At 73.2% G+C, this 21,304-nt stretch carries 20 protein-coding genes and 1 pseudogene; 3 read left to right on the top strand and 18 right to left on the bottom strand.

Features of this window, described 5'->3' with window-relative positions; translation table 11 throughout:
• The coding region (locus ACFRQN_RS19780; protein ID WP_380741383.1) for a CDGSH iron-sulfur domain-containing protein at positions 1 to 233 on the bottom strand (233 nt) is incomplete at its 3' end.
• The gene (locus ACFRQN_RS19775) at positions 217 to 873 is read right to left on the bottom strand and encodes a HemK2/MTQ2 family protein methyltransferase (protein ID WP_074003008.1); all 657 of its coding nucleotides are present in this window, start codon (positions 871 to 873) and stop codon (positions 217 to 219) included. The genes ACFRQN_RS19780 and ACFRQN_RS19775, both read right to left, overlap by 17 nt.
• 210 nt (positions 874 to 1,083) lie before the next feature.
• On the opposite strand from ACFRQN_RS19775, the gene ACFRQN_RS19770 reads away from it, so the two are divergent.
• Positions 1,084 to 3,150 (top strand): YbdK family carboxylate-amine ligase, encoded by a 2,067-nt coding sequence (locus ACFRQN_RS19770; RefSeq protein ID WP_380741382.1) that lies wholly within the window; start codon positions 1,084 to 1,086, stop codon positions 3,148 to 3,150.
• Between the two features lie 122 nt (positions 3,151 to 3,272).
• Here ACFRQN_RS19770 and ACFRQN_RS19765 read toward each other — a convergent pair whose 3' ends face one another.
• The 10 genes from ACFRQN_RS19765 to ACFRQN_RS19720 form a co-directional block, all read right to left on the bottom strand.
• Positions 3,273 to 3,506, bottom strand: a complete 234-nt coding sequence (locus ACFRQN_RS19765; RefSeq protein WP_053111950.1) for a DUF6296 family protein — start codon at positions 3,504 to 3,506, stop codon at positions 3,273 to 3,275.
• A gap of 826 nt (positions 3,507 to 4,332) precedes the next feature.
• Complete coding sequence (locus ACFRQN_RS19760; RefSeq protein WP_380741381.1) at positions 4,333 to 6,141, bottom strand: complex I subunit 5 family protein; 1,809 nt, start codon at positions 6,139 to 6,141, stop codon at positions 4,333 to 4,335.
• Positions 6,142 to 6,143: 2 nt separating this feature from the next.
• Complete coding sequence (locus ACFRQN_RS19755; protein ID WP_049649646.1) at positions 6,144 to 6,491, bottom strand: sodium:proton antiporter; 348 nt, start codon at positions 6,489 to 6,491, stop codon at positions 6,144 to 6,146.
• Positions 6,491 to 7,243 (bottom strand): MnhB domain-containing protein, encoded by a 753-nt coding sequence (locus tag ACFRQN_RS19750; RefSeq protein WP_380741380.1) that lies wholly within the window; start codon positions 7,241 to 7,243, stop codon positions 6,491 to 6,493. Before ACFRQN_RS19750 ends, ACFRQN_RS19755 begins: the two co-directional genes overlap by 1 nt.
• Positions 7,240 to 7,530 carry a DUF4040 domain-containing protein gene (locus tag ACFRQN_RS19745; RefSeq protein ID WP_049649644.1) on the bottom strand — a complete coding sequence of 97 codons (291 nt, stop codon included), beginning with the start codon at positions 7,528 to 7,530 and terminating at the stop codon, positions 7,240 to 7,242. The genes ACFRQN_RS19750 and ACFRQN_RS19745 overlap by 4 nt, the downstream gene beginning before the upstream one ends.
• Positions 7,527 to 7,829 carry a monovalent cation/H(+) antiporter subunit G gene (locus ACFRQN_RS19740; RefSeq protein WP_158077714.1) on the bottom strand — a complete coding sequence of 101 codons (303 nt, stop codon included), beginning with the start codon at positions 7,827 to 7,829 and terminating at the stop codon, positions 7,527 to 7,529. Before ACFRQN_RS19740 ends, ACFRQN_RS19745 begins: the two co-directional genes overlap by 4 nt.
• A gap of 49 nt (positions 7,830 to 7,878) precedes the next feature.
• Positions 7,879 to 8,169 carry a monovalent cation/H+ antiporter complex subunit F gene (locus ACFRQN_RS19735; protein ID WP_380741378.1) on the bottom strand — a complete coding sequence of 97 codons (291 nt, stop codon included), beginning with the start codon at positions 8,167 to 8,169 and terminating at the stop codon, positions 7,879 to 7,881.
• Positions 8,166 to 8,621: a hypothetical protein gene (locus ACFRQN_RS19730; RefSeq protein WP_074003015.1), complete on the bottom strand. Its 456-nt coding sequence runs from the start codon at positions 8,619 to 8,621 to the stop codon at positions 8,166 to 8,168. The genes ACFRQN_RS19735 and ACFRQN_RS19730 overlap by 4 nt, the downstream gene beginning before the upstream one ends.
• A gap of 351 nt (positions 8,622 to 8,972) precedes the next feature.
• Positions 8,973 to 9,296 (bottom strand): hypothetical protein, encoded by a 324-nt coding sequence (locus ACFRQN_RS19725; protein ID WP_049649641.1) that lies wholly within the window; start codon positions 9,294 to 9,296, stop codon positions 8,973 to 8,975.
• Between the two features lie 2 nt (positions 9,297 to 9,298).
• Positions 9,299 to 10,366 carry an SDR family oxidoreductase gene (locus ACFRQN_RS19720; protein WP_380741376.1) on the bottom strand — a complete coding sequence of 356 codons (1,068 nt, stop codon included), beginning with the start codon at positions 10,364 to 10,366 and terminating at the stop codon, positions 9,299 to 9,301.
• Positions 10,367 to 10,490: 124 nt separating this feature from the next.
• On the opposite strand from ACFRQN_RS19720, the gene ACFRQN_RS19715 reads away from it, so the two are divergent.
• Together ACFRQN_RS19715 and ACFRQN_RS19710 are read left to right on the top strand one after the other, a co-directional pair.
• A complete protein-coding gene (locus ACFRQN_RS19715; protein WP_049649640.1) occupies positions 10,491 to 10,712 on the top strand; it encodes an HAD family hydrolase in 222 nt (73 codons plus the stop codon).
• Between the two features lie 10 nt (positions 10,713 to 10,722).
• Entirely contained in the window at positions 10,723 to 11,457 is a 735-nt protein-coding gene (locus ACFRQN_RS19710) for a class I SAM-dependent methyltransferase (protein WP_380741375.1), read from the top strand.
• A 467-nt stretch (positions 11,458 to 11,924) separates the two neighbouring features.
• Here ACFRQN_RS19710 and ACFRQN_RS19705 read toward each other — a convergent pair whose 3' ends face one another.
• The 6 genes and pseudogenes from ACFRQN_RS19705 to ACFRQN_RS19680 all read right to left on the bottom strand — a co-directional run bounded on the left by ACFRQN_RS19705 (position 11,925) and on the right by ACFRQN_RS19680 (position 21,271).
• Entirely contained in the window at positions 11,925 to 13,145 is a 1,221-nt protein-coding gene (locus tag ACFRQN_RS19705) for a hypothetical protein (RefSeq protein WP_380741374.1), read from the bottom strand.
• A gap of 367 nt (positions 13,146 to 13,512) precedes the next feature.
• Positions 13,513 to 14,610 (bottom strand): annotated as a pseudogene (locus ACFRQN_RS19700) (IS630 family transposase); the annotation flags it as partial.
• Positions 14,611 to 14,785: 175 nt separating this feature from the next.
• Positions 14,786 to 15,601 (bottom strand): ribonuclease BN, encoded by an 816-nt coding sequence (locus ACFRQN_RS19695; protein ID WP_380741373.1) that lies wholly within the window; start codon positions 15,599 to 15,601, stop codon positions 14,786 to 14,788.
• Between the two features lie 292 nt (positions 15,602 to 15,893).
• Positions 15,894 to 16,850 carry a TIGR03557 family F420-dependent LLM class oxidoreductase gene (locus ACFRQN_RS19690; RefSeq protein ID WP_380741372.1) on the bottom strand — a complete coding sequence of 319 codons (957 nt, stop codon included), beginning with the start codon at positions 16,848 to 16,850 and terminating at the stop codon, positions 15,894 to 15,896.
• Positions 16,851 to 17,067: 217 nt separating this feature from the next.
• Positions 17,068 to 19,239: a catalase gene (locus ACFRQN_RS19685; RefSeq protein WP_380741371.1), complete on the bottom strand. Its 2,172-nt coding sequence runs from the start codon at positions 19,237 to 19,239 to the stop codon at positions 17,068 to 17,070.
• A gap of 277 nt (positions 19,240 to 19,516) precedes the next feature.
• Positions 19,517 to 21,271: a glycoside hydrolase family 15 protein gene (locus tag ACFRQN_RS19680; RefSeq protein WP_380741370.1), complete on the bottom strand. Its 1,755-nt coding sequence runs from the start codon at positions 21,269 to 21,271 to the stop codon at positions 19,517 to 19,519.
• Positions 21,272 to 21,304: the final 33 nt, after the last annotated feature.

Raw genomic sequence — 21,304 nt, 5'->3', positions numbered from 1 at the left:
GAGTCGCGCGGGCCCTGCTCCCGGGCCCGCAGCGGCCGTCCGTGCCGCCGGTGGCTGGTGTCGCAGAACGGGTACGTGCGGCTGCGCCGACAGGCACACAGGGCCACCACCGGGCGCTCGGACAGCCTCCGGGTGCCGTCGGGGAGGACCACCTCCACCGGGCCCTCGACCAGCAGAGGGCCGCCCGGCACGACGACCACCCGGGTGGCGTAGCGATCAGCGCCCGCGGACACCGCGCACCACCACCAACTCCTCCTCGCGCTCGCCGGGCCGGATCACTCCGAGCCGCTCGAACAGGGCGGCCCGGGCCGTCATCACCGGCCCGAAGGGCTGCCGCCGCCGAGCCGCCACCTCTGTGCGCAGCGCGGCCGCGCGCAGGAGCGCCAGGGTGGCCGGCACGCCCGCGAGCGCGGACTGCACGACCAGCAGCACGCCGCCCTCGGCCAGCACCCCGGGAACCGTCCGGCAGATCCGGTCCAGGACCAGCCGTCCGTCCGGTCCGGCGTCCCAGGCCAGCTCGGCGCCCCGGCCGGGAACCGCGCCGTCCGGGTCCGTCGGGACGTACGGGGGATTCGCGGTCACCAGGTCGAAGCGTTCACCGGGCAACGGCGCCAGGAGGTCGCCCCGGCGCAGCCGGACCCGGTCGTGATGCAGCCGGGCGTTGCACCAGGCAGTGGCCACCGCCCTGGCGGACAGGTCCACCGCCGTGACCAGGGCCCCGCTGCGCGCCGCCGTGATCGCGACGGCCCCGGTCCCGGTGCAGAGGTCGAGCACCCGGCTGGAGCCGTCCAGCGGCTCCCGGCGCACACAGGCGGCCAGCAGTTCGGTGTCGCCCTGGGGCGCGTAGACCCCGGGCGGGCGGATCAGCAGCATGCCGAGCGGTTGCCCGGCCCGGCACGATTCACACCTGCCGCACGGCGGCTCGTACCGGGACATGTCCCGAGCGTCCGCTCGCGTCCAGCCGCCCCGAGCGTTCGTCTTCGGGCCGGACCCCGGATCCGTGATGCCGACGTGGCCGGGAGAAGGGACTCTGGTCAGGTGGACGGCAGCGGCGCCCCGGGCGCGCGAGGAGCCCGGCAGCCCGTGGCAGGCACTGCGGGCCGTGGCCGGGGGCCGACGCCGACGGTGGGCCTGGAGGAGGAGCACTTCGTCGTGGACCCCGTGTCCCGGGCCGTGGTTCCCGCGGGCCCGCGGCTGGCCGCCCGCGCCGCGGGCGTGCTGGGGGACCTGGTGTCCGGTGAGTTCACGGACCTCCAGGTCGAGGTGCGGACACCGCCGTGCGCCACCATGCGCGAGCTGTCCGCCCAGCTGGCCCGGTTGCGCCGCGAGCTCGCCGCGTGCGCCGAGGCCGAGGGCCTGGCCGTGTGCCCCAGTGCGACGCCCGTGATCGGGGGCGGCGGCGTGGTGCCGGTGGGCCACCACCCCCGGTACCTGGACGGGGTGGAACTGTTCCGCAGCCTGATGGACGACTTCGCCGTCTGCGCCCTGCACGTCCACGTCTGCCTGCCCGACCGCGAGGTGGCGGCCCTGGTCGGCAACCATCTGCGCCCGTGGCTGCCGCTGCTGGTGGAGATGAGCGCCAACTCGCCCTTCCACGCCGGACGGGACACCCGGTACGCGAGCTGGCGCTCGGTGCTGCGGCTGCGCTTCCCCTCCCTCGGACCGCCACCGTGGGTCGAGTCCTTCGACGACTACCGGCGCGTCGCCGCCGCGATGGCGGAGGTCGGCGGGAGCTCCTTCGCCGACCTGCCGTTCTGGGACACCCGCCCGCACCCGCGCCTGCCGACGCTGGAAGTGCGGTGCATGGACGTTCCGGCCGAGTCCGCCGACTCGGTGGCCCTGGCGGCTGTCGTGCGCGGCCTGGTGGTGACCTCCGCCCGCCTGGCGGAGCGCGGCGACAAGGGACCGCAGCTTCGCGGTGAGCTGTTGCGCGGCTCGTACTGGTACGCGACCCGCGACGGCTGGCCGGGGCCGGGAGCGGACGCGCTGACCGGACGCGTCCTGCCCGCCCCGGAACGCGCACGGCGGCTCGTCGAGCACATCGGCCCCGCGCTGGAGGAGCTGGGGGACCTGGAGCGGGTCACCGCCTTCGTCGACCGGCTGGCCGCCCGGGGCAGCGGCGCCCACCGCCAGCGCGCCGCACACCGGGCCGGCGGCCTGCCGGCGGTCGTGGACGACCTCTCGACCTGCATGACCAGCCCGCAGGCCGTCCCGCCCCGGCCATCCGTACGGCGGACCCCCCAAGGGCGCGCCCCCGACGGGTGTGCCAGCGTGAAGGAAGCCGGAAGGCCATGCGGACCCATGTCCACAGACACCCGCGAACGCCCGGAGAAGCCGATGGACGACAGCCCGGAGCAGCACGGACGCCCGCCGGAGCACGGCGGGCGGGTGCGCCGTGACGGGTACGCCCGCCTGAACGCCGCCGACCTCGGCATCGACACCGTGGCCCTGGCCGAGGACTTCACCCGGCTCGCCGACTCCTATCAGGACCTGCCGCCGGATCCGTACGCCCGTGAGACCCACCGCTTCCGCCGCTACTCGCACGCCGTCCACCTGCCCTGGACCGGCGAGCTCTCCTACATCCCGGGCACCCCCGACGAGGAGTTCGGCACCGTCACGGAGTACTGGCAGGACGAGCACAACCCCGAGTACCCCCGGGTGCGGCGCCGGCTGCCCGACATCCCGGAAGCCCTGCACCGCAACCGGCTGCTCGACGCCCTCGTCCATGCCGACCTGGACCGTGCCCTGTGGCTGGAGGACCTGCGCCGCGTCCCCGTCTACGTCGGCATCCACCTGATCTCGCTCGGCGTCCACGACCAGGACCAGGAGGCGGTGTCCTCACCGAACTGCCTGCATCAGGACGGCGGTTCACCGGCCACCTTCACCTTCGCCCACCTGATCGGCCGCCGGAACGTGAAGGGCGGCGAGAACGTCATCGCCACCCCGGAGAGCGCCGGCCGACAACCCGACGCGCTGCCCCCGGAAGCGATCCACGACCGCTTCGTGCTGACCGAGCCGCTGGATGGCTACGGCGTCCACGACCGACGCGTCAGCCACTACGTCGGCCCGGTCCGCCTCGGCGACGACGGGAACGAAGGGCACCGCGACATCCTCATCATCGGAATCGCCCCCTACGCCCCGGGGCTTTGACCGGGGGGTCCACTGCCTGAATCCGCTGTTTCCGCTCGGATGCGCCACGACTGCTTCCCGGACGACGACATGTACGACCCCGAACGGGAGATGCCGATCACGCCTGGTCGGCAATGCCGCGGTCAGGTCAGCGGGGTGGCGCGCAGGCAGGTGTGCTGACCCGGCCCTGTGGCGACGTCCAGGGGCCTGGCCACACCGGCTTGGATCTCGACCCGGAAGGCTCCGGTGTCGTCGGCGTAGATCGGGGTACCGTCGGGTGTCCTGTCGCCGGTGGCGTGGACAACGACGATCTCGGGCGGACGATGCGCTCCTGGTGGGCCCGGCAGGGTGATCGCGTAGCGTTCAGGGATGTCCATGGCGGGCCTCATTCTGCAGGGTGCACCGGCGTCTGTGAGGGCGCGGACGGTGTCGCGGACGGGTGAAGATCTCGTCTGCGCCGGTGATCTGCCGCAGGCGCCGGGTCTGAGGGAACGAAGCGGCCACCACCGGGGCGGTTGCGGCGGCGTACACGGTGAAGCGCGCTGGGAGCAGAGCGTCAAGACGAGTGGAGTCGCGCGACAGGAGACGGGGCAAGTCGACGATCACACAGGGCATGCCCTCCTTGACCGAGCGCGCCAAGGCGTCCTCCAACCCGCCGCGCTGATCATGGTCGGCCTTGCCGTCCAGGCGGGCGCTGCCGGCTCTCCCGAGCAGGTCTGCGGTCGTGGTCCGCGGGGCCCGACAGGCGCACGCCCTCAGCGGACGGTGGTGGGGGGACATGACCGGCCTCCTCGCGCGAGGGAAGCTGTCCGCTTGTGATCCTGCCCCGCCGCGCTCGGAATCCACCGTCCGGGGCCACCGGAGTCGCCCGCTCGACCGGCCTCGACGACACCCTTGAGGCACCACGCCAATCGGGGTACCCCCCACCCCGTATCCTCGCTGCCCAGAGGCCTCCCGCCCCGCCTGTCCGCGGGCAACGCCGTGGGCGACGGCGACGGGCTGATGGCGATCCGCCGCCTGCGGAGGGCACCGTGTGGCGTGTTGCCGCGCCCGCGGCCCACCGGGGACGGTATCCATCCAGCGCAGGCTGGATGCGATCGTCCGGGCGATGCTGGAGCAGCGTGAAGGCAAGCGCGGTCAGGCTTACGAGGATCTGAAGGCAGCCATCGGGATGGAGGAGCGGCTGTAGGGCCCTGGGAGGATTCAGGTCTGGGCGGCGATCGCGACGCACAGCACCGCGACGCCGAGGGCGAGCCAGGCGAGGTAGTCGCCGAGGTGTCCGGAATGCAGGCGGCGCAGCGCCCGTACGGCTCGGGCAGCCGCGTGCCGGTCGGCGGCGGACCGATGGAGGGCGGCCGTGGCCAGGGCGAGGGCGACGGCTGCGGACAGCAGGCCCAGCAGCATCCCGGTCACGGTCCAGTCCGCGGCCGGCACGGGTCCGGCCGGCGTGTTGGCGTGGGTGAGGACGACGGCGGTGTAGCCGTCGGGGTCGGTGAAGACGGCCGCGCCACGGGCGAGGGCGGCGGGGATGGCGGGTAGGGAACCGACGAGGACGGCGAGGCCGATCAGACCGGCCGGGACGATCGTCATGGTTCGCGGCAAGGCGCGCTGCGGGGAGCGGATTTCGGGTTCCTCGCCCTCGCCGGTGGTCTCGTCCCCGTCCGGTCGGCTGTGTGGGGCCGGGCCGGCGCCGAAGAAGATCCGCAGGGCCGCGCGGAGAGCGGCCGCGCCGGTGGCGGCGGAGGCCACGACGAACACGGCGGGCAGCCACGGCTGCCAGTGGCCGGCGGCCTCCTCGCTCAGGGCCTTGCCAAGGCCGGTACCGAACGGCGGCATGCCGGCCAGGGCCAGGGCGCCGGCCACGAACAGCACCCCGACGGTGCGCAGGTCGCGTGCCTTGCCGTGCAGGCCGTGTTCATCGACGCTCCCGTAGCGGTCCAGCAGTACACCGGTGAGGGCGAACAGCGCGGCCTTCACCAGGCCGTGCGCGGCGACGTACACCGCGGTTCCGGTGGCGCCGTCGGGGGTGAGCAGGGCGACGGCGATGAGGAACAGGCCGACGTGGCTGATGGTGGAGAACGCGAGCAGGCGCTTGAGGTGGCGCTGCTGCCAGCACATCAGGGCGCCGAGGAGTGCGGTCAGCACACCGATCGCGGTGAAGGTGGTGCGGAAGGCCTGGGGGTGGATGCCACCCGGGCCGGAGAAGACGGTCCAGTAGACGCGGGCGATGCCGTAGACGCCGAGTTCGACCATGGCGCCGGACATCAGCATGCACACCGGGGTGGGCGCCACCGCGTGCGCGTCGGGCAGCCAGAAGTGGAACGGCACGGCGGCGGCCTTGACCAGCAGGGCGGTGGCGATCAGGGCGAACGCGGTCACGGTCAGCACGTCGGTGTGGTGGCCGGCGAGCTGCCGGCCGAGGCGGGCGAGGTTGAGTTCGCCGGTGCGGGCGTAGAGGAGGCCGATGCCGAGCAGGGAGCAGTAGGCGGCGAAGGAGGTGACGATGCCGAAGGTGAGCGCCCCCTGGAGCGGGCGGGGGTCCTCGATGCGGTAGCCGGTCAGGGCGTAGGAGGCGGCTCCCATGAGTTCGAAGAAGACGAAGGCGTTGAACAGGTCGCCGGTGAGCGCGAAGCCGGCCATGCCGGCTTCGAACAGCAGGATCAGGGCGGGGAAGGCGCCGGCGTGCTCGCCGGTGGGTTCGTCGAAGTACCGCCAGGCGTAGACGACGACCGCGAGGACCAGGACGGCGACGAGCAGCGCGAGTCCGGCGCCGATGGGGTCGGCGGCGAGCACGATGCCGAGGCGGGCGGGCCAGCCGCCCAGGTCGGCGGTGACGAGGCGCCCGTCGGTGCGCGCCCAGAGCAGGGCGAGGCACGCTGCCTCGGCACCGGCGCAGGTGGTGGCCAGGATGTCGCAACCGGTCCGGGGGAGTCTGCGGCCGGCGACGGCGAGCAGTGCGGCGCCGAGCAGGGGAACGGCCACCGCGAGCGGCAGCAGGGCTGCTTCGGTCACGGTCAGCCCTTGAGGCCGGTGAGGGCCTGCGGGTCGACGGTGTGGTGCCGTTTGCGCAACTGGATGGTGAGGGCGAGCAACAGCGCGGTGACGGTCGCGCCGACCACGACGTCGGTCAGGGCGAGGGCCTGCACGACGGGGTCGACGACGGGGCGGGTTCCGGGGGTGAGGTCGGAGTAGACGGGGGCGGTCGCGCCGCGGCGGTAGCCGACGGCGAGGAGCAGGAGGTAGGTGGAGGACTGGGCGACGGCCAGGCAGCCGATGGCGTGGATGAGGTTGCGACTGGTGACCAGGCCGTACAGGGCAATGAGCAGGACCCATCCGGCGGCCAGGAAGACCCACGTTCCCATCAGGTGTCTCCGTCTCTCTGCTGGTCGGGTTCGGTGAGTTCGACGGCCTGGTCGAGGAAGTGTGCGAGCAGGGCGATCAGGCCGCAGGCGACCTCGACGCCGACCGCGGCGTTGAGGACCGGGACGGTGCCGCCGGAGGTGATGGTGTTGAAGGTGCCCAGCGGCAGCACGTTCTTGAGGAACGCGCCGCCTGCGATCAGGCCGGCCAGGCCGACGAGGCTGTAGGAGGCGGCGGCGAGCGAGTCCGCGACGTCGAGGGCGGCGAGCGGGCGCAGTTGCTTCAGGGCCCGGTAGTCCGCGGCCACGTAGGCCAGGTGCAGAGCGGTGGCGAGGACGACGCCGCCCTGGAAGCCGCCGCCGGGGCTCAACTGGCCGTGCGCGACGATGTAGACGCCCACGACCAGGGTGACCGGTAACAGCAGTGCGCCGAAGAGGCGGGTCGTGGGCATGACCCGCTCGGCTTCGGCGCGGCGGTGGCGTTCGTCGCGGGCCCGGCGCAGCAGCAGGGTCGCCCCGAGCACGGTGCCGAAGAGGATGGACTCCTCGCCGAGGGTGTCGAAGGCGCGGATGTCGAAGTTGACGGCGGAGACGACGTTGGCGGTGCGCCGGTCCAGCGCCGCCGCCACCGCCTGGTCCCCATAGGGGTGGCTGTCCGTGCCGAACGGCGGGAGGTGAGTGCACGCGGCCGTGAAGAACGCGGCGATGACGGCGGCCGCTGCCAGGAACATCGTCAGCCGGGCGCGGGCCGTCACTTCCGTTCCCGCCCGTTGTCGCCGGCGCTGGCCCGGTCGTCGGTGCGGGTGGGTCGGCGGGTGACCTTGCGTACGGTCAGCAGGATCAGCAACGGGGTCAGCGCAGTGCCCACGGCGAGCTGGGAGAGCGCCACGTCGGGCGCCTGCAGCACCGCGAACAGCATCGCCAGGCCCAGACCGAGCACGGAGAGGACGACCGCCTGGCGGGCCGGGTCGCGGGTGAGGACCGCCGTGGTGGCGGCGAGGACGACGAAGGCGACGACGAATCCGATCAGCCATGCGTTCACGGCCTGCTCACCGCTTCGGCCTCGGCTTGGCGGGTGGCACGACCGACGGCGATCGTGGTGACCGTCCCGCCGACGGCGAAGACCAGGCCGATGAACAGCGTCTTGGCCGCCCCCCGGCCCGGTCCCTGGTCGACTGCCACGGCCGCGGCGATCAGCGGCACACCGGCCACCGAGGCCGGGGCCAGGGCGTGCAGGCGCGCCAGCGCTCCGCGCAGCCGCAGCACCGCGGCCGCGGACAGCAGCACGCACCCCACGCCGGCCCACAGCAGCACGAGCACGATCACATGGCGTGGCGTCAATCCGAACTCCCTCCCCCACCCCCGGTCTGGCCGGCCGGGCGGGGTCTCGTCAGTTCTCGGGCGTGGAACCGTACGGGTGGGCGTCGTGGCGGCGGCCGGCGACGAAGCGGGCGAAGACAAGGGTGCCGGCGGGGGCCAGGACGGCCAGCATCAGCGCGAGGTCTTGATAGGAGGACCGGTCGTACGCCATCGGGAGCAGCAGGAACACCGCGCCGGCCACGGTCGACAGCATCGACGCCCCGAGCAGTCGGCGCACCGCGGTGCCGCGCGCCGCGACCCACAGGCACGTCGGCGCGGGAATCGCCAGCAGGACCAGGGCCGCCTCTGTCCAGGCGTTCACCGCGCGCCGTCCGTGCGGGCCACGGCCTCCTCGACCGGTCCCGGGGTCGGGCGCAGAGCGTGCACGACGACCTCGTCGTCGCGGGGCACGTCGATCACGCAGGTGTCCGGGGAGGCGGCGAGCAGCGTGCCGGCCCACCCGGCTCCCGCTCCGGGGCGCAGCCGGATGCGCCGTACCCTCCCGTCTCCGTGACCGGGGGCCATCGCGGCCGTCAGCACGGCCAGACCGCGCACGACCGAGCCCGGCAGCGCGAGGAGCGCACGCACCGCGCCACGCCCTCCTCCGACGCGGACGTGTGCGGCCAGACGCATCCTGCGGGCCGCGACCGCCCCGCCCGACGCGGCAAGAACGGCGACCAGCAGCTCGACGGGCGAGACGGAGCTGATGAACACCACCGTCAGCCCCGTCAGGGCAGCACCCCACACCACGATCTCCACCAGCCGGGTGAGCACCTGACCTCCTGTAGTCCTCCGGGTCGTTGTTCGGTTGCCGGCCACCTGGCGACTCCGCGGCGCAGGCGGTGCCTCCGCGCACGCCGTCCACCGCCCGGCCGTGTCATGGCCTCCGGGTCAGTCGGGAGGCTCCGACGGGCGGGGGTGCCCGGGCTCCGGAGGGGCAGGCTCCGCGGGCTCGCCCGGGCCGGGCGGGGCCGGCGGCTGAGGGGGCGGTTCGGGCGTTCCGGGAGGCGCGGGCGGATCCGGCGGCACCGGTGGCTCCACCGGCTCCGGCGGGCTGGGCGACGGCGGAACCGGGGTGACATCGGGGTCGGGCGGCACGGGAACAGTACCCACGGTGACCAGCTCCTATCGGCCCAGGGCGTGTTCGAGTTCCTTCTTGTTCATCTTCGAGCGCCCGTGGATGTTGCGCTGCCTCGCCTCGTTGTAGAGCTGCTCCTTCGTCGGCCCCTGGGCGCCGCTGTGCGACCGCAGCCCACCGCGACGGGAGGAGGACATGTCCTTCAGCGAGCTGCGGCTGGCGGTCTTCGACTCCCCGTGCCGGGCCCGCTCCTTGTTCACGGTGCGGGCGGCGATCTCCTCGGCGCGCTTCTCGCTCTCACCACGCTCCAGCGCACTGTCCTTGATGTGCTCGTACTGCCGCTCCCGTTTGGGACTCGATCCGCGAGGCATGGTCACACACTCCTGTCCGATGACTGCGGGGTGCGTGTTCCCCGCATCCGTGAGAGGAACCCGCTACCAGCACCGGGCAAACCGGCTTGCACCCGTCCAGCCGCGCGCCCCAGCGCGTCGCCGAGGCCGCCGAGGGCGTGCGCCACCTGCTGCTGGCGGCTGCGATCCCGGGCCCGGCCGTCGAACCGGCCGTGCGCCCCGGAGTCCCGCCGGGCATCCACCGGCTCGAACAGGTTGTCCGGGTCCGTGGCGCGGCGCCGACGGTCCTCCTGCTGGGAGTCGAAGCCCGTGCGGGCCAGGTAGCGGTCCAGCAGCCCGGGCACGACGGCGTTCGCCACCAGGGTCGCCACCGTACTGCCGCCCACCCAGTACTCCCTCCGCCCGGGGTGGTCGGCGGCGAACAGCACCGCGCGGGCAGCGACCTCGGGCTGGTAGATCGGCGGAACCGGCTGCGCCCGACGGGGCAGGCGGGACCGGACCCAGTCGAACTGCGGCGTGTTGACGGCCGGCATCTGCACCATCGTGGTCCGCACCCGAGTACCGGAAGCGAGCAGCTCGCAGCGCAGCGCCTCGTTGAAGCCCTGGATGGCGTGCTTGGCGCCGCTGTAGGCGCTCTGCAGCGGAATGCCGCGGTAGGCGATCGCCGAGCCGACCTGCACGATCACCCCGGCATCGCGGGGCAGCATCCGGGCCAGGGCGGCCCGGGTGGCGTAGACGTAGCCGAGGTACGTGACCTCGGTGACGCGCCGGAACTCCTCCGGGGAGACCTCGGTGAACGGGGCGAAGACGGAGGCGAACGCGTCGTTGACCCACACGTCGACCGGCCCGAGTTCTTCCTCGGCCCGTTCGGCGGCGGCCTCCACCGCGTGTGCGTCGGCGACGTCGGCCTCGATGGCGATGACCTTGGCAGCGCCGGCCCGCTCGGCCTCGCGCACCGCCGCTTCGAGGCCGGCCCGGCCGCGGGCGATCAGCGCGAGCCGGTCTCCGCGGGCGGCGAACGCCTCGGCGGTCGCGCGGCCGATGCCACCGCTGGCCCCGGTGATGACGATGGTCCGGCAGGCAGTTTCCATACTGCTTCGGGTTTCCGGGAAACAGCGGGGCAAACGGCCGGCGCCGCGCCGCGTGCGTGGCCGGTCGTCGGGCCGTAGCGTCGACAGGGTGGACATGCCGGGGGCGTGAGTGAGGGAGGCTTCGATGCCAGGCGAGGCGCTGTTCGTCGGCGACACCCCGTGGGACGTCCAGGCCGCCGCCGGGGCCCCGGTCACCGGCGTGGCGGTGCTCTCCGGCGGCTTCGGCGAGCGGGCCCTGCGCTCGGCGGGAGCCCTTGAGGTCCACACCGATGTCGGCGACCTCCTTGCCCGCCTCGATTCCAGCGCCCTCGCGGACCCGACGCACTTCCAGCCCGTACGCGGCTGAGCGCGCGGCCGTGGACGACTCCCCCGACGGCGGGTACGCGGTCTCCGCGGAGTTCTACGATCTCCTGCAGGCCGAGACCGACCGCCGTCTGGCCGAGCGGCGCTTCGCCGCGGCCGCCACGCGGGCCCGCCACGCCGTCCTTGATGTCGGCGCCGGCACCGGCACTGCCACCGAGGTCCTGCTGCGCGCCTCCGGTGTGCCCGTCCACGCCGTCGAACCGGCCCCGGCCATGCGCGCCGCCCTGCTGTCGCGCCTGGCGCACCTCGGGGCGGACCAGCGCGCTCGCGTCACCGTGCACCCCGAGCCCCTCGCGGCGACAGGCCTGACGGCCGTGGCGGACCTGGCCGTCGCCTCCAACGTGATCGCCTGTCTGGATCCCCCGACCAGGCGGGCCACCTGGAAGGCGATCTCGGCAGCCCTCCTGCCCGATGGCCTGCTCCTTTTCGATCCGCCGCCCGCCGGCCTGCCCGACGGGTGCGAGGCGGCGGGACGGCTCGGCCCGGTGCGGGTGGGTCCTGACCTGTACAGCGCCGACGTCACCCGACGGCCCCATCGCGGCGTCCTGCGCGTGGTCTTCACCTACCGCGTCGAACGCGCGCAGGAGCTCCTGCGCGAGGCCCGGGAGGCGTTCGACATGTGGCCCGTCCCGCCCGAACAGCTCGCCGAGGAACTCGAAGCCGCAGGACTGCGTGTTGTGCAGGCGCCCGGATCCGACCTCGTGGCGGCTCGCCGTCCCGCTCTCTAGTGCTGTGACCGCACAGGTTCACCGGGTTGGCGCCCCGGGACCCTCGGCCGGTCGGATGTTGCGAGACGTTCGGCTCAGAAAGGGGGCCCGGTGGCCTTCCCGGTCAGGGTTCGCAGACTCACGGACCGGGAAGGCCAGCAGTGCCAGTGGATTGTGCGGCGGGCGCCCGCATCCGCAGTGAGAAGGGCATCCAATGGGACGGCAGGCCCCTCCTCGCCGCGTGAGCCAGAACCCGGCGGCCTATGCGGTCACAGCACGAGCGGACAGGCTCCCCTCCGGTCGTCGCCCATGCCACGGGCGAGCGGACCGCGGATCGCGGTCCACGCCGACGGGCCGGGCACGCCTGTGGGTGAGATCCACGACGGCGTGGCCCGGCCGCTGGACGCCGCACCTGGACCTTTGGGCCTTGTCCGTGCTGTGGGGCGGGCCGCCGGTCGTGAGGTGGTGCTGTCAGGTGGGAGGTCGGGTCACCACTGGATGAGGACGGCCCCGTTCCCGCCGGCGGATCCGTCGTCGCCCTTCGTGCCGTCGGAGCCCCCGCTGCCGTTCCCGGGGGCGCCGCCGTTGATGTTGGGGGTTCCGCCCTGGCCGCCGCCGCCGCCCCGGCCGCCGAACTCGCCGCCGCCGCCCCGGCCTCCGGCGCCGAAGGTGTAGCCGCTGAAGGTGGTGCCCGTCCCGCCCTCACCGGGCAGTCCGATCTGGCCGGGCGAGCCGCCGTTGCCGCCGCTCTGGCCGGGGTAGCCGGAGCGGGAGGGGTCGCCGTCCTCACCGTTTCCGCCGGAGGTGCCGTCTCTCCCGTTGCCGCCGGCCGTACCGTTGACGACCTGCTGCGACTCGACCACCAGGCTGAGGCAGCCGGGCTGGTTCTCGCTGCTGGGAGCGGCCGGGGCTCCGGAGCCTCCGCGTCCGCGGCTGCCGCCGGGGCCGCCGTCTCCGATGCCTTCGCCGAGGGCGCCCGCGCCGTCGCCGCCGCTGCCGCCGTCGCCGTACGAGCCGGAGTGCCCGCCGCCGCCGGCGGGCGCGTTCACGTCCAGGAGCGCGCCCGTGCCCAGGGCCAGGACGTTGCTGGTGCTGCCGCTGTTGCGGTACGGGACGGCGAGGTTCTGCTGGCCGCTCACCCCATTCTGGCCGCTCCCGCCGTCGGAGTTGTTCCCGACGCCGCCCGAGCCGCCCGCGCCGCCCGCACCACCGGTGGTCGTCGGCTGTGCCTGGCCGACGGTGACGTCCAGAAGCTCGACGTTTCCGAGGGCCGACAGCGGGACGGTGCAGGTGACGAAGGAACCGGCCTGACCGCCCTGGCCGCCGCCACCGCCCCCACCGGCCCCGCCGCCACCACCACCGGCCCCGCCCGTGTCACCGCCGCTGACCGACTCACCGCCGCCACCACCACCTCCGCCACCACCCCCGCTACCGGCTCCGCCCGGGCCGCCCGGCCCCCACACCGAGATGGTGAGCTTCGTGACACCGGTCGGGATGGTGAAGAGCTGGTCCCCCGGCTCCGTGAACAGCGCGGAACCGCTCGCCAGGGCCGCCGATCCGGCCGCTTCGGGAACGGCCGGCAAGGTCTGCGCCGCCGTGGCGGCGGGCAGGGGGCCGCACAGCGTGCTCCAGCCCAGTGCCAGCACGCTCGCGGTGCCGATCAGGTGCCGTCCCGGGCGACGCGGTGCCCCGGCAGCGGCCGTCTTCACATGCTCACGTTCTTTCCCACGCACGGTGTACGCCTTCCTTGAGGAGGGTTCGCAGGTGGCCGGCCACGGATCGCGGCCCGACTCGCACCCAGTTTCGACAGGCCCCGCAGGGGCCGCCCCTCCCGTTAGGCCGACCGGCCGGTAGTGGCGGCGCGCCACCGGCCGGTGGGGCTCCCGGCCGCGAAACTCCTGCCGTCCGCGGGGGCGGAGCGGCAGGGCCGTCACACCGGTGGGGGCCTTCGCCGGCCGGTGTCCGGCGAGGCCGAACACCGGGATGCCCACCAGCTGAACGTTTGGCGCCATCCAACCGGCCGAGGGCCCTGCGGCGCCAACCCGGTGAACCTATGCGGTCGCAGTGCCAGTGTCCTGCGCCGGAGATTCGTCGGCAGAATCGGGCAAGGGAGTCGAGGATCTCGTCGGCGGTCTTGGTCCAGGTGAACGGCCTGGGGTCCTCGTTCCAGTTCTTGATCCAGGCGCGGATGTCCCTCTCGAGGACCTGGACGTTCTTGTGGGCGCCGCGCCGGATCATCTGATCGGTGAGGAAGCCGAACCAGCGCTCCACCTGGTTGATCCAGGAGGACCCGGTCGGGGTGAAGTGCATGTGGAACCTGGGATGCTGCGCCAGCCAGGCACGGATGGGCGGGGTCTTGTGGGTGCCGTAGTTGTCGCAGATCAGGTGGATGTCGAGTCCGTCGGGAACCTCGCGGTCGATCTTGACGAGGAACTTCTTGAACTCCGCCGCACGGTGTCGGCGGTGCAGTGAAGTGATGACCTTCCCGCTGTTGGTGTCGAACGCGGCGAACAGGGTGGTCAGGCCGTTGCGCACATAGTCGTGCGTTCGGCGCTCCGGCATGCCCGGCATGCCCGGCATCATGGGCAGGACCGGCTGCGAGCGGTCGAGGGCCTGGATCTGCGACTTCTCGTCGACCGACAACACCACCGCGCCTTCGGGCGGGTCGAAGTACAGGCCGATCACGTCATGGACCTTCTCGACGAAGAGCGGGTCGGTGGACAGCTTGAAGGTGTCGGCCAGATGGGGCTTGAGCTGGAACCTCCGCCAGATCCGTCCGACGGTCGACTTCGAGAGGCCGCTGCGGGCGGCCATCGAGCTCCGGGACCAGTGTGTCGCGTTCCTGGGGATCTCCTCCAGCGTTGCCACGACGACCGCCTCGATCTCGTCGACCGCGATCGTGGGCGGCCGGCCCGGCCGGGGTTCGTCCACCAGGCCGTCCAGCCCCTCGGCGAGGAACCGGCGCCGCCACTTGCGGACCGTGTCCGCGGTGATACCCAACTCCCTTGCCACGCCGACAATCGACGGCACGTCCGAGCCGTCACAGGCCAGCACGATCCGGGCCCGCAGAGCCAACGCCTGGGCGGACGAGGCTCTGCGGGCCCACCGCGTCAACGCGGCCCGCTCCTCGTCGGACAGCAGTAACGGCCGCAACGCGGGACCACGACGACGCACCGGGAGATTAGAAGAAGAACTCACACACAACTAACGACGGATCTCCGGCGCAGGACACTAGATCCGACCTCGCCCGCCTGCGGGCATCATGTTCCGGGTGCCACTGCTGCTGGCCGCCCTCGGCTACCGGTGCCCCCGCGCATCTCACGCGGCCTTGGTCCCCTACCGCACCGGATCAGTCGTCCGCTTCGCCCGGTGGTGTTCCACCTGGCGCCCCGCCGGCCTCGTCAGCCGGCTCCTCGCCGGCTGCCGGTGTGCCGCGGCCCCCCTCACCACCGTCGCCCGCGGCTGACCGGTCGCCGCCGGACAGCGCCCACCCCACGAGGCTTCCGCCGTACACGGTGAAGCCCACCCCGATCAGCCAGGACTGGACCACCAGGACTGCGCCGACCGTGCCGTAGGAAACGGCGTTGGAGACCACTAGCGGGGCGAAGACCAGCCGGGAGAACAGCCGGAGGCCGGCCAGGGCGACCATCGTGGCCACCGCCCCGGGCACCAGCCCTCGCCGCGGGGCACGGGCCCCGAGCAGGAAGCGCGGAAGCCACCAGAACAGCAGCAGACCGCCCAGCACCGTGGCGAGGATCCGCAGGGTCGGTTGGACGGCGCTGTGCTGCCACGGCACGCCGCTCCAGGCCGCGAGGACGAGGTAGCCGGTCAGTCCGGCCAGCGCGACGACCTGGCGCCCCACCCGGTGCCACGGTCCTCGCGGCAGGCCCCAGATCCGCTCGTAGGCGCCCTGCATCGCACCCGTCAGCGAGACGCCGAAGAAGGCCAGCGCGGCGAGGCTGAACCCGGTGGTCGTGCTGAGGACCTGCCCGCGTGAACTGAACAGCGTCTCGACGGCCTGGCCGCCGCGCGGCGACAGCCCCAGGCCGTCGGTGATCCACTGGGCGATCCCGTTGCCGCGGGCAGGCGAAGCCGCCGCGATGACCATGAGCAACGGCACCAGGGTCACGAAGAACAGCGCGGCGAAGGCCAGCGAACGCTGCATCAGCTCGATCTCCCGCCCGCGCCCCCACGCCCGCCCGCACACAGAGCGCAACCGGTGCCAGGCCGTTCTCACAGGGCACGCCTCCGCACGCCGGTCAGGTGCCAGAACCCGGGGCATCCGACCGGCGCCGAACGCCCCGGCGCCGCGAAGTACCGTGCCGTGCCGCCGCAACCACCGCTGCCTCTCGAAGGCGTCTGCGCCCGAAGGCGCCACCTGCCGGGGCCGGACCCTGTAGCGGGGCCTCTCCCGTAAGCGGACGCGGCGTCAGCGGCCATAGGTCGGACAGCCCGGGTCAGCGGTTCAGGGCGGGCAGGACCAGCTCACGGTAGGCGTCGAAGAAGGCCTCCTGATCGGGGCCGATCTGTCCGACGTAGACCTCGTCGAACCCGGCGCGCGCATATGCGCGCGCGGTCTCCACGTGCTGCTCCACGTCGTCGCCGCAGGTGACCGCGTCGGCGACCATGTCGCGGGTGACGAGCCGACTTGCCTGTTCGAAGTGCGCCGGGGTGGGCAGGAGCTGGGCGAGCTCGCCGGGCAGCAGTTCGGTCGGCCACAGCCGGTGCACCACGTCCACGGCCGCTTCCCGGTTGCTGCTCCAGCACACCTTCACGCCGCCCACCACCTTCTTGCCCTGGCCCCCGGCCTCGCGGAACGCGCCCACGAGGTCGGCGTCCGGGGTCATGGTGACGAACCCGTCCCCGATCCGGCCGGCCAGCTCGGCGGCCTTCGGCCCGAACGCCGAGACGTAGACCGGCAGCGGCTGGTCGGGGACGGTGTACAGGCGGGCGTTGTCGACGGTGTAGTGGCGGCCGCGGTGGCTGACCGGTTCCCCGGTGAACAACTCGCGCATCACCTCGACGGCCTCCTCCAGCATCTCGGCCCGTACCTCGAAGGACGGCCACGCATCGCCGTGAACGTGCTCGTTCAACGCCTCCCCCGTCCCGACACCGAGAGCGAAACGCCCACCCAGCAGAACGCTGGAGGTCGCGGCGGCCTGCGCGGTCACCGCCGGATGCAGCCGCACCGTCGGACAGGTCACCAGCGTGGTGACCGGCAGCGAGACGGCCTGCGACAGCGCCCCGATCACCGACCACACGAACGCGCTGTTGCCCTGCGCGTCGTTCCACGGATGGAAGTGATCGGAGACCGCCAACCGGGTGAACCCGGCCTGCTGCGCGCGACGGGCCTGGTCGATCAGCTCCGCGGGGGTGAACTCCTCACACGACAGGAAGTAGCCGTACTCGGTCAATCGGAATCCGCTCCTTCGTGAACGTCCTCCCCCGCCTCGGGCGGCGGCGGCCCCCGGGCACTGTCGCCACCACGCTAGGCCGAAGGTCCTTCGAGTGCTCCCTGACAGCACCACTAGGCCGACGGACTCGACCGCGAACGGGCCAAGCCGGCGAACGGGGCAGGGCCCACCGACCTCGTCCTCCTGGGCAGGTCGCGCGGGCGATTCGGGCTCGGGTTCAGCGCTGCGGGAACCGGTGCTGTTCGATCAGGTGGACGAAGTCCTCCCAGAACGAGGCGCCGGGCTGCCGGTCCGGGCCGCACAGGGCGACCCCGGCGAGCTGCTCCGCCTCGCGGGCCCCTGCGGCCCGCAGAAGCGCCGTGCCGGTGCCGAGCGCGGCCACCGGTTTGCCGTGCCGCAGTGCCTCGTTGACGAACCGGACGGCGTCCGGTTCCACGACGAGCGCGTCCTCTGCGCCGTCCGGGACGACCACGGCGTCGTACAGCACCGAGGCGGTGGTCGCCAACGCCCGGTCGACCTCCACGTCCTGGCCGTCGCTGCCGGCCACGCTCCCGCCGTACCGGGCCAGGGTCTCCACCGTGGCGCCCTCGGCCCGCAGGGCGGTGCGCGCCGCCCGCACCTGGGCGGCGTCCACGCCCTGCGCCACCAGGACGGCGACCTTGCGGGTGGGGATGCCGTGGCCGTGCAGGTTCTCCAGGCTCAGCGCGGGCGAGACCCGCTCCCCCACTGCTCCGGCTTCGCGGTCGCCGGTGGGCCGGTCCGGTGCGGGCTCGGGCGCGGGCTCGGGTTCGCCGATGCGGCGGGCGACCTCCACAGCCAGTTCCTGGTCGACACGGGCCAGGTTGGCGACCATACGGTGCCGCACGGCCTGGTCCCCGACCTTGCCGAGCTCGAAGGAGAACGCGGCGATGATGTGCTCCTGCTCCCAGCCGGCCATGCTGCGCCAGAACAGCGCGGCCTGGCCGTAGTGGTCGGCGAAGCTCGGACTGCGCCGGCGGATCGCCTGCCCGTCGACACGCTCCTGATAGTGCTCGAACACCCCCTCGGCGAGGCGCCCGCCGCCCAGGGTGGCCGGGCATCCGCCGCCGACCGAGTTCGGCGCGTAGCTCGTCCCGGAGTGGATCACCTGCTGGCCGTAGCCGTCGCGCTGGTCGGTGCGCACCTCGGCGAGCGGGCGGTTGACCGGCAGTTGGGAGAAGTTGGGGCCGCCCAGGCGGATCAACTGGGTGTCCAGGTAGGAGAAGTTGCGGCCCTGCAGCAGCGGGTCGTTGGTGAAGTCGATGCCGGGAACGACGTTGGCGGTGTGGAAGGCGACCTGCTCGGTCTCGGCGAAGAAGTTCTCCGGGTTCCGGTCGAGGACCATCCGGCCGACCGGCCGCACCGGCACGAGTTCCTCCGGCACCAGCTTCGTCGGGTCCAGCAGGTCGAACGGGAACGAGAGCTCGTCCTTCTCCGGGATCAGCTGGACGCCGAGCTCCCACTCCGGGAACTCGCCGGCCTCGATCGCCTCCCACAGGTCCCGGCGGTGGAAGTCGGGGTCGCGGCCGGCGGTGATCTGGGCCTCGTCCCAGACCTGGCACGCGACGCCGAGTTTTGGCTTCCAGTGGAACTTGACGAAGGTGGCGCGCCCGTCGGCGGTCACGAGGCGGAAGGTGTGCACGCCGAAGCCCTGCATCATCCGGAAGCTGCGCGGGATCGCCCGATCCGACATCGCCCACATCAGCATGTGGGTGGACTCGGACTGCAGCGAACAGAAGTCCCAGAACGTGTCGTGTGCGGTGCCGCCGGTGGGGATCTCGTTGTGCGGCTCCATCTTCACCGCGTGCACGAAGTCGGGGAACTTGATCGCGTCCTGGATGAAGAACACCGGCATGTTGTTGCCGACCAGGTCGTAATTGCCCTGCCGGGTGTAGAACTTGGTGGCGAAGCCGCGGACGTCGCGCACCGTGTCGGCGGAGCCGCGCGGCCCCTGGACGGTCGAGAAGCGGACGAACACCGGGGTCCGGCGGCCGGCCTCCTGGAGGAAGTCGGCGCAGGTGAACTCGGCCAGCGACTCGTACGGTTCGAAGAAACCGTACGCGCCGGCACCGCGGGCGTGCACCACCCGCTCGGGAATGCGCTCGTGGTCGAAGCGGGTGAGCTTCTCCCGCAGGTGGAAGTCCTCCAACAGCGTCGGGCCACGCTCGCCCACGGTCAGGGAGTTGTCGGTGTCGTCGACCCGAATCCCCTGATCGGTGGTGAGCGCACCGTCCGGCTCCGGGGCCCGGAAGGCGTCCAGCGCGATGTCCTTGGCATCGCGCTCGCCCCCCGAGGGAGGGCCTGGATGGGGAGCCTCCGTGACCGGGGGCGGCTGGGGGCGTCCTCCAGGCGGTCCGGGATTGGTGGTCATCTCAAAGCCCTCCGTCCTGAGGTCGGTGCGAGGCGGCTCACGGCCGCCCGCGCTGTGGGGCGCGGCTGCCCGCCGGACAACGGCTCAAACCTTCGCGCCCAGCTTGGAGCCTGGAGGCGCCGGGGCAGTCCTGCAGCCCGAAGCCGTACGCAAGCGAACACCGCCGCCATGCGCGCTCGCACAACCGCGGGGCAGTAGGCCAGGCAGGGCCGAGCGGGCGAGACCCCGCAGCGGTCGCTGCTGCTCCGACACGCGGGTGCGGCGGATCACAACGGGCTCAGTGACCGGGTGCGAGCGTCGCGGCGGCTTCGAGCATCAACCCGTGGACGAACGCTTGGGGCAGGTTGCCGCGCAGCTGGCGTTGGGCGACGTCGAACTCCTCCGCATAGAGGCCGGGCGGACCGCAGGCGGCACGGTTGCGTTCGAACCAGCGCACGGCTTCGACGTCGTTGTGCTGCTGGTGTTCCGCCAGGGCCATGACGAATCCGCACAGCAGGAAGGCGCCCTCGGCGTCCTGAAGGGGTCTCCGGTCGTGGCGGAACCGGTAGACGTGGTGGTCCAGCGCGAGATCGGCGTGCACCGCTCGCAGGGTGGCGATGGTGCGCGGGTCTTCGGCAGGCAGGGCGCCGCGGATCGCGGGCAGCAGCAGGGCCGCGTCCACGCCCGTCCGGCCAGGGGAGCGCTGCCACCGGCCGGTGGGGTGCAGGCTGTCGGCGGAGGTCTCCGCGAGGATCGCATCCGCCAGCGCCTCCCAGCCGGCGGCGCGCCCGCTGCTCGCCCGGGGTGCTGCGGCGGCGACCGCCCGCAGACCGGCCGCGCAGATCAGGCGGCTGTGCGCCCACCGGTCGTCGTGCAGCTCCCAGATCCCGGCGTCCGGCTCGCGATGCCGGGTGGCGATCACGTCGGCGGCGGTGAGCGCGGCGTGCCAGCCGTCGGGGTCGAGCCGGTCGTGGCGGGCGGCGGCGGCGAGCAGCAGCAGGCTCTCCCCGTACACGTCGAGCTGGAACTGGCGGTTGACGTGGTTGCCGACGACGTCGAAGCCACCCGGATAGCCGGGCAGGTCGAGGGTGCGCTGGTCGGGTACCGCCGCACCGGTCACGGTGTAGGCGGGCGCGAGAGCCGGGCCGTGTTCGAGCAGACGGGCGGTGACGAACCGTACGGAGTCGTCCAGCAGCGGGTGCGGCCCCGCGGCGGCGACGGCCTGGCCGATGTAGGCCTGGTCGCGGATCCACACGTACCGGTAGTCGTAGTTGCGGCCCGTCTCGGCGCGTTCGGGCAGACTGGTGGTGGCCGCTGCCACCGTGCCGCCGCCGGGGCCTGTGAGGCCGGCCAGGACGCTGTAGGCGTGCCGGGCGTCGCGTCGGCCCAGCGTGTTCGCGAGGGCGGGCACGCGCGCGGTCCAGGCCGCTTCGGTGGACCGCCACAGCACGTCGGCCGTCTCCGGTTCGGGCAGGGGCCGATCGGAGATCTCCAGGACGAGGTCGTGGTGCTCACCGGTCTCCAGACGCATCGTGGTGGACAGCGCCGCATCGCTCGGCCGGGCGTCGGGCGCTCCGCTCCAGCGCAGGTGCAGTTCTCCGGCCCGGGCCGTCCAACGCCCCTGCCCGTCCCTGCGGACCTTGCGCAGCCGGTGTGTGCCGAATCCGGGCGCCGGGTGCAGGTGGACGTCGAGGCGGGCGTCGCCGTCGACCGCCAGGATCCGGCGCAGCACCACCGCGTGGTGCCGGTCACCGGGGCAGGCGAGGGCTTCGCGGCATTCGACGACGCCGCCGGTGGTGATCCAGCGGCTGCGCCAGATGAGGCTGCCGCTCTCGTAGTAGCCGCCCCAGACGAACGGGTCGGTGGGGGTGACGGTGTACCAGCCGGGGCCACCGATGAGGGCGGCGAAGACGGCGTCGCTGTCCCAGCCGGGTGCGCACATCCACACGATGTCGCCGCGCGGTCCGACGAGGGCGCCGCGCTCGCCGTCCGCGAGCAGGGCGTAGTCACGCAGCGCGTGAGGGGCGGGAGAGCCGGCGATGGGGGCGGTCACGTTCTCGTCTCCTGGGGTACGGCGGTGCGGGCC

Source organism: Kitasatospora sp. NPDC056800 (assembly GCF_042789775.1).
GTDB lineage: Bacteria > Actinomycetota > Actinomycetes > Streptomycetales > Streptomycetaceae > Kitasatospora.
The sequence above is the reverse complement of the archived record's forward strand: the minus strand, read 5'-3'. Positions and strand labels throughout refer to the sequence as shown.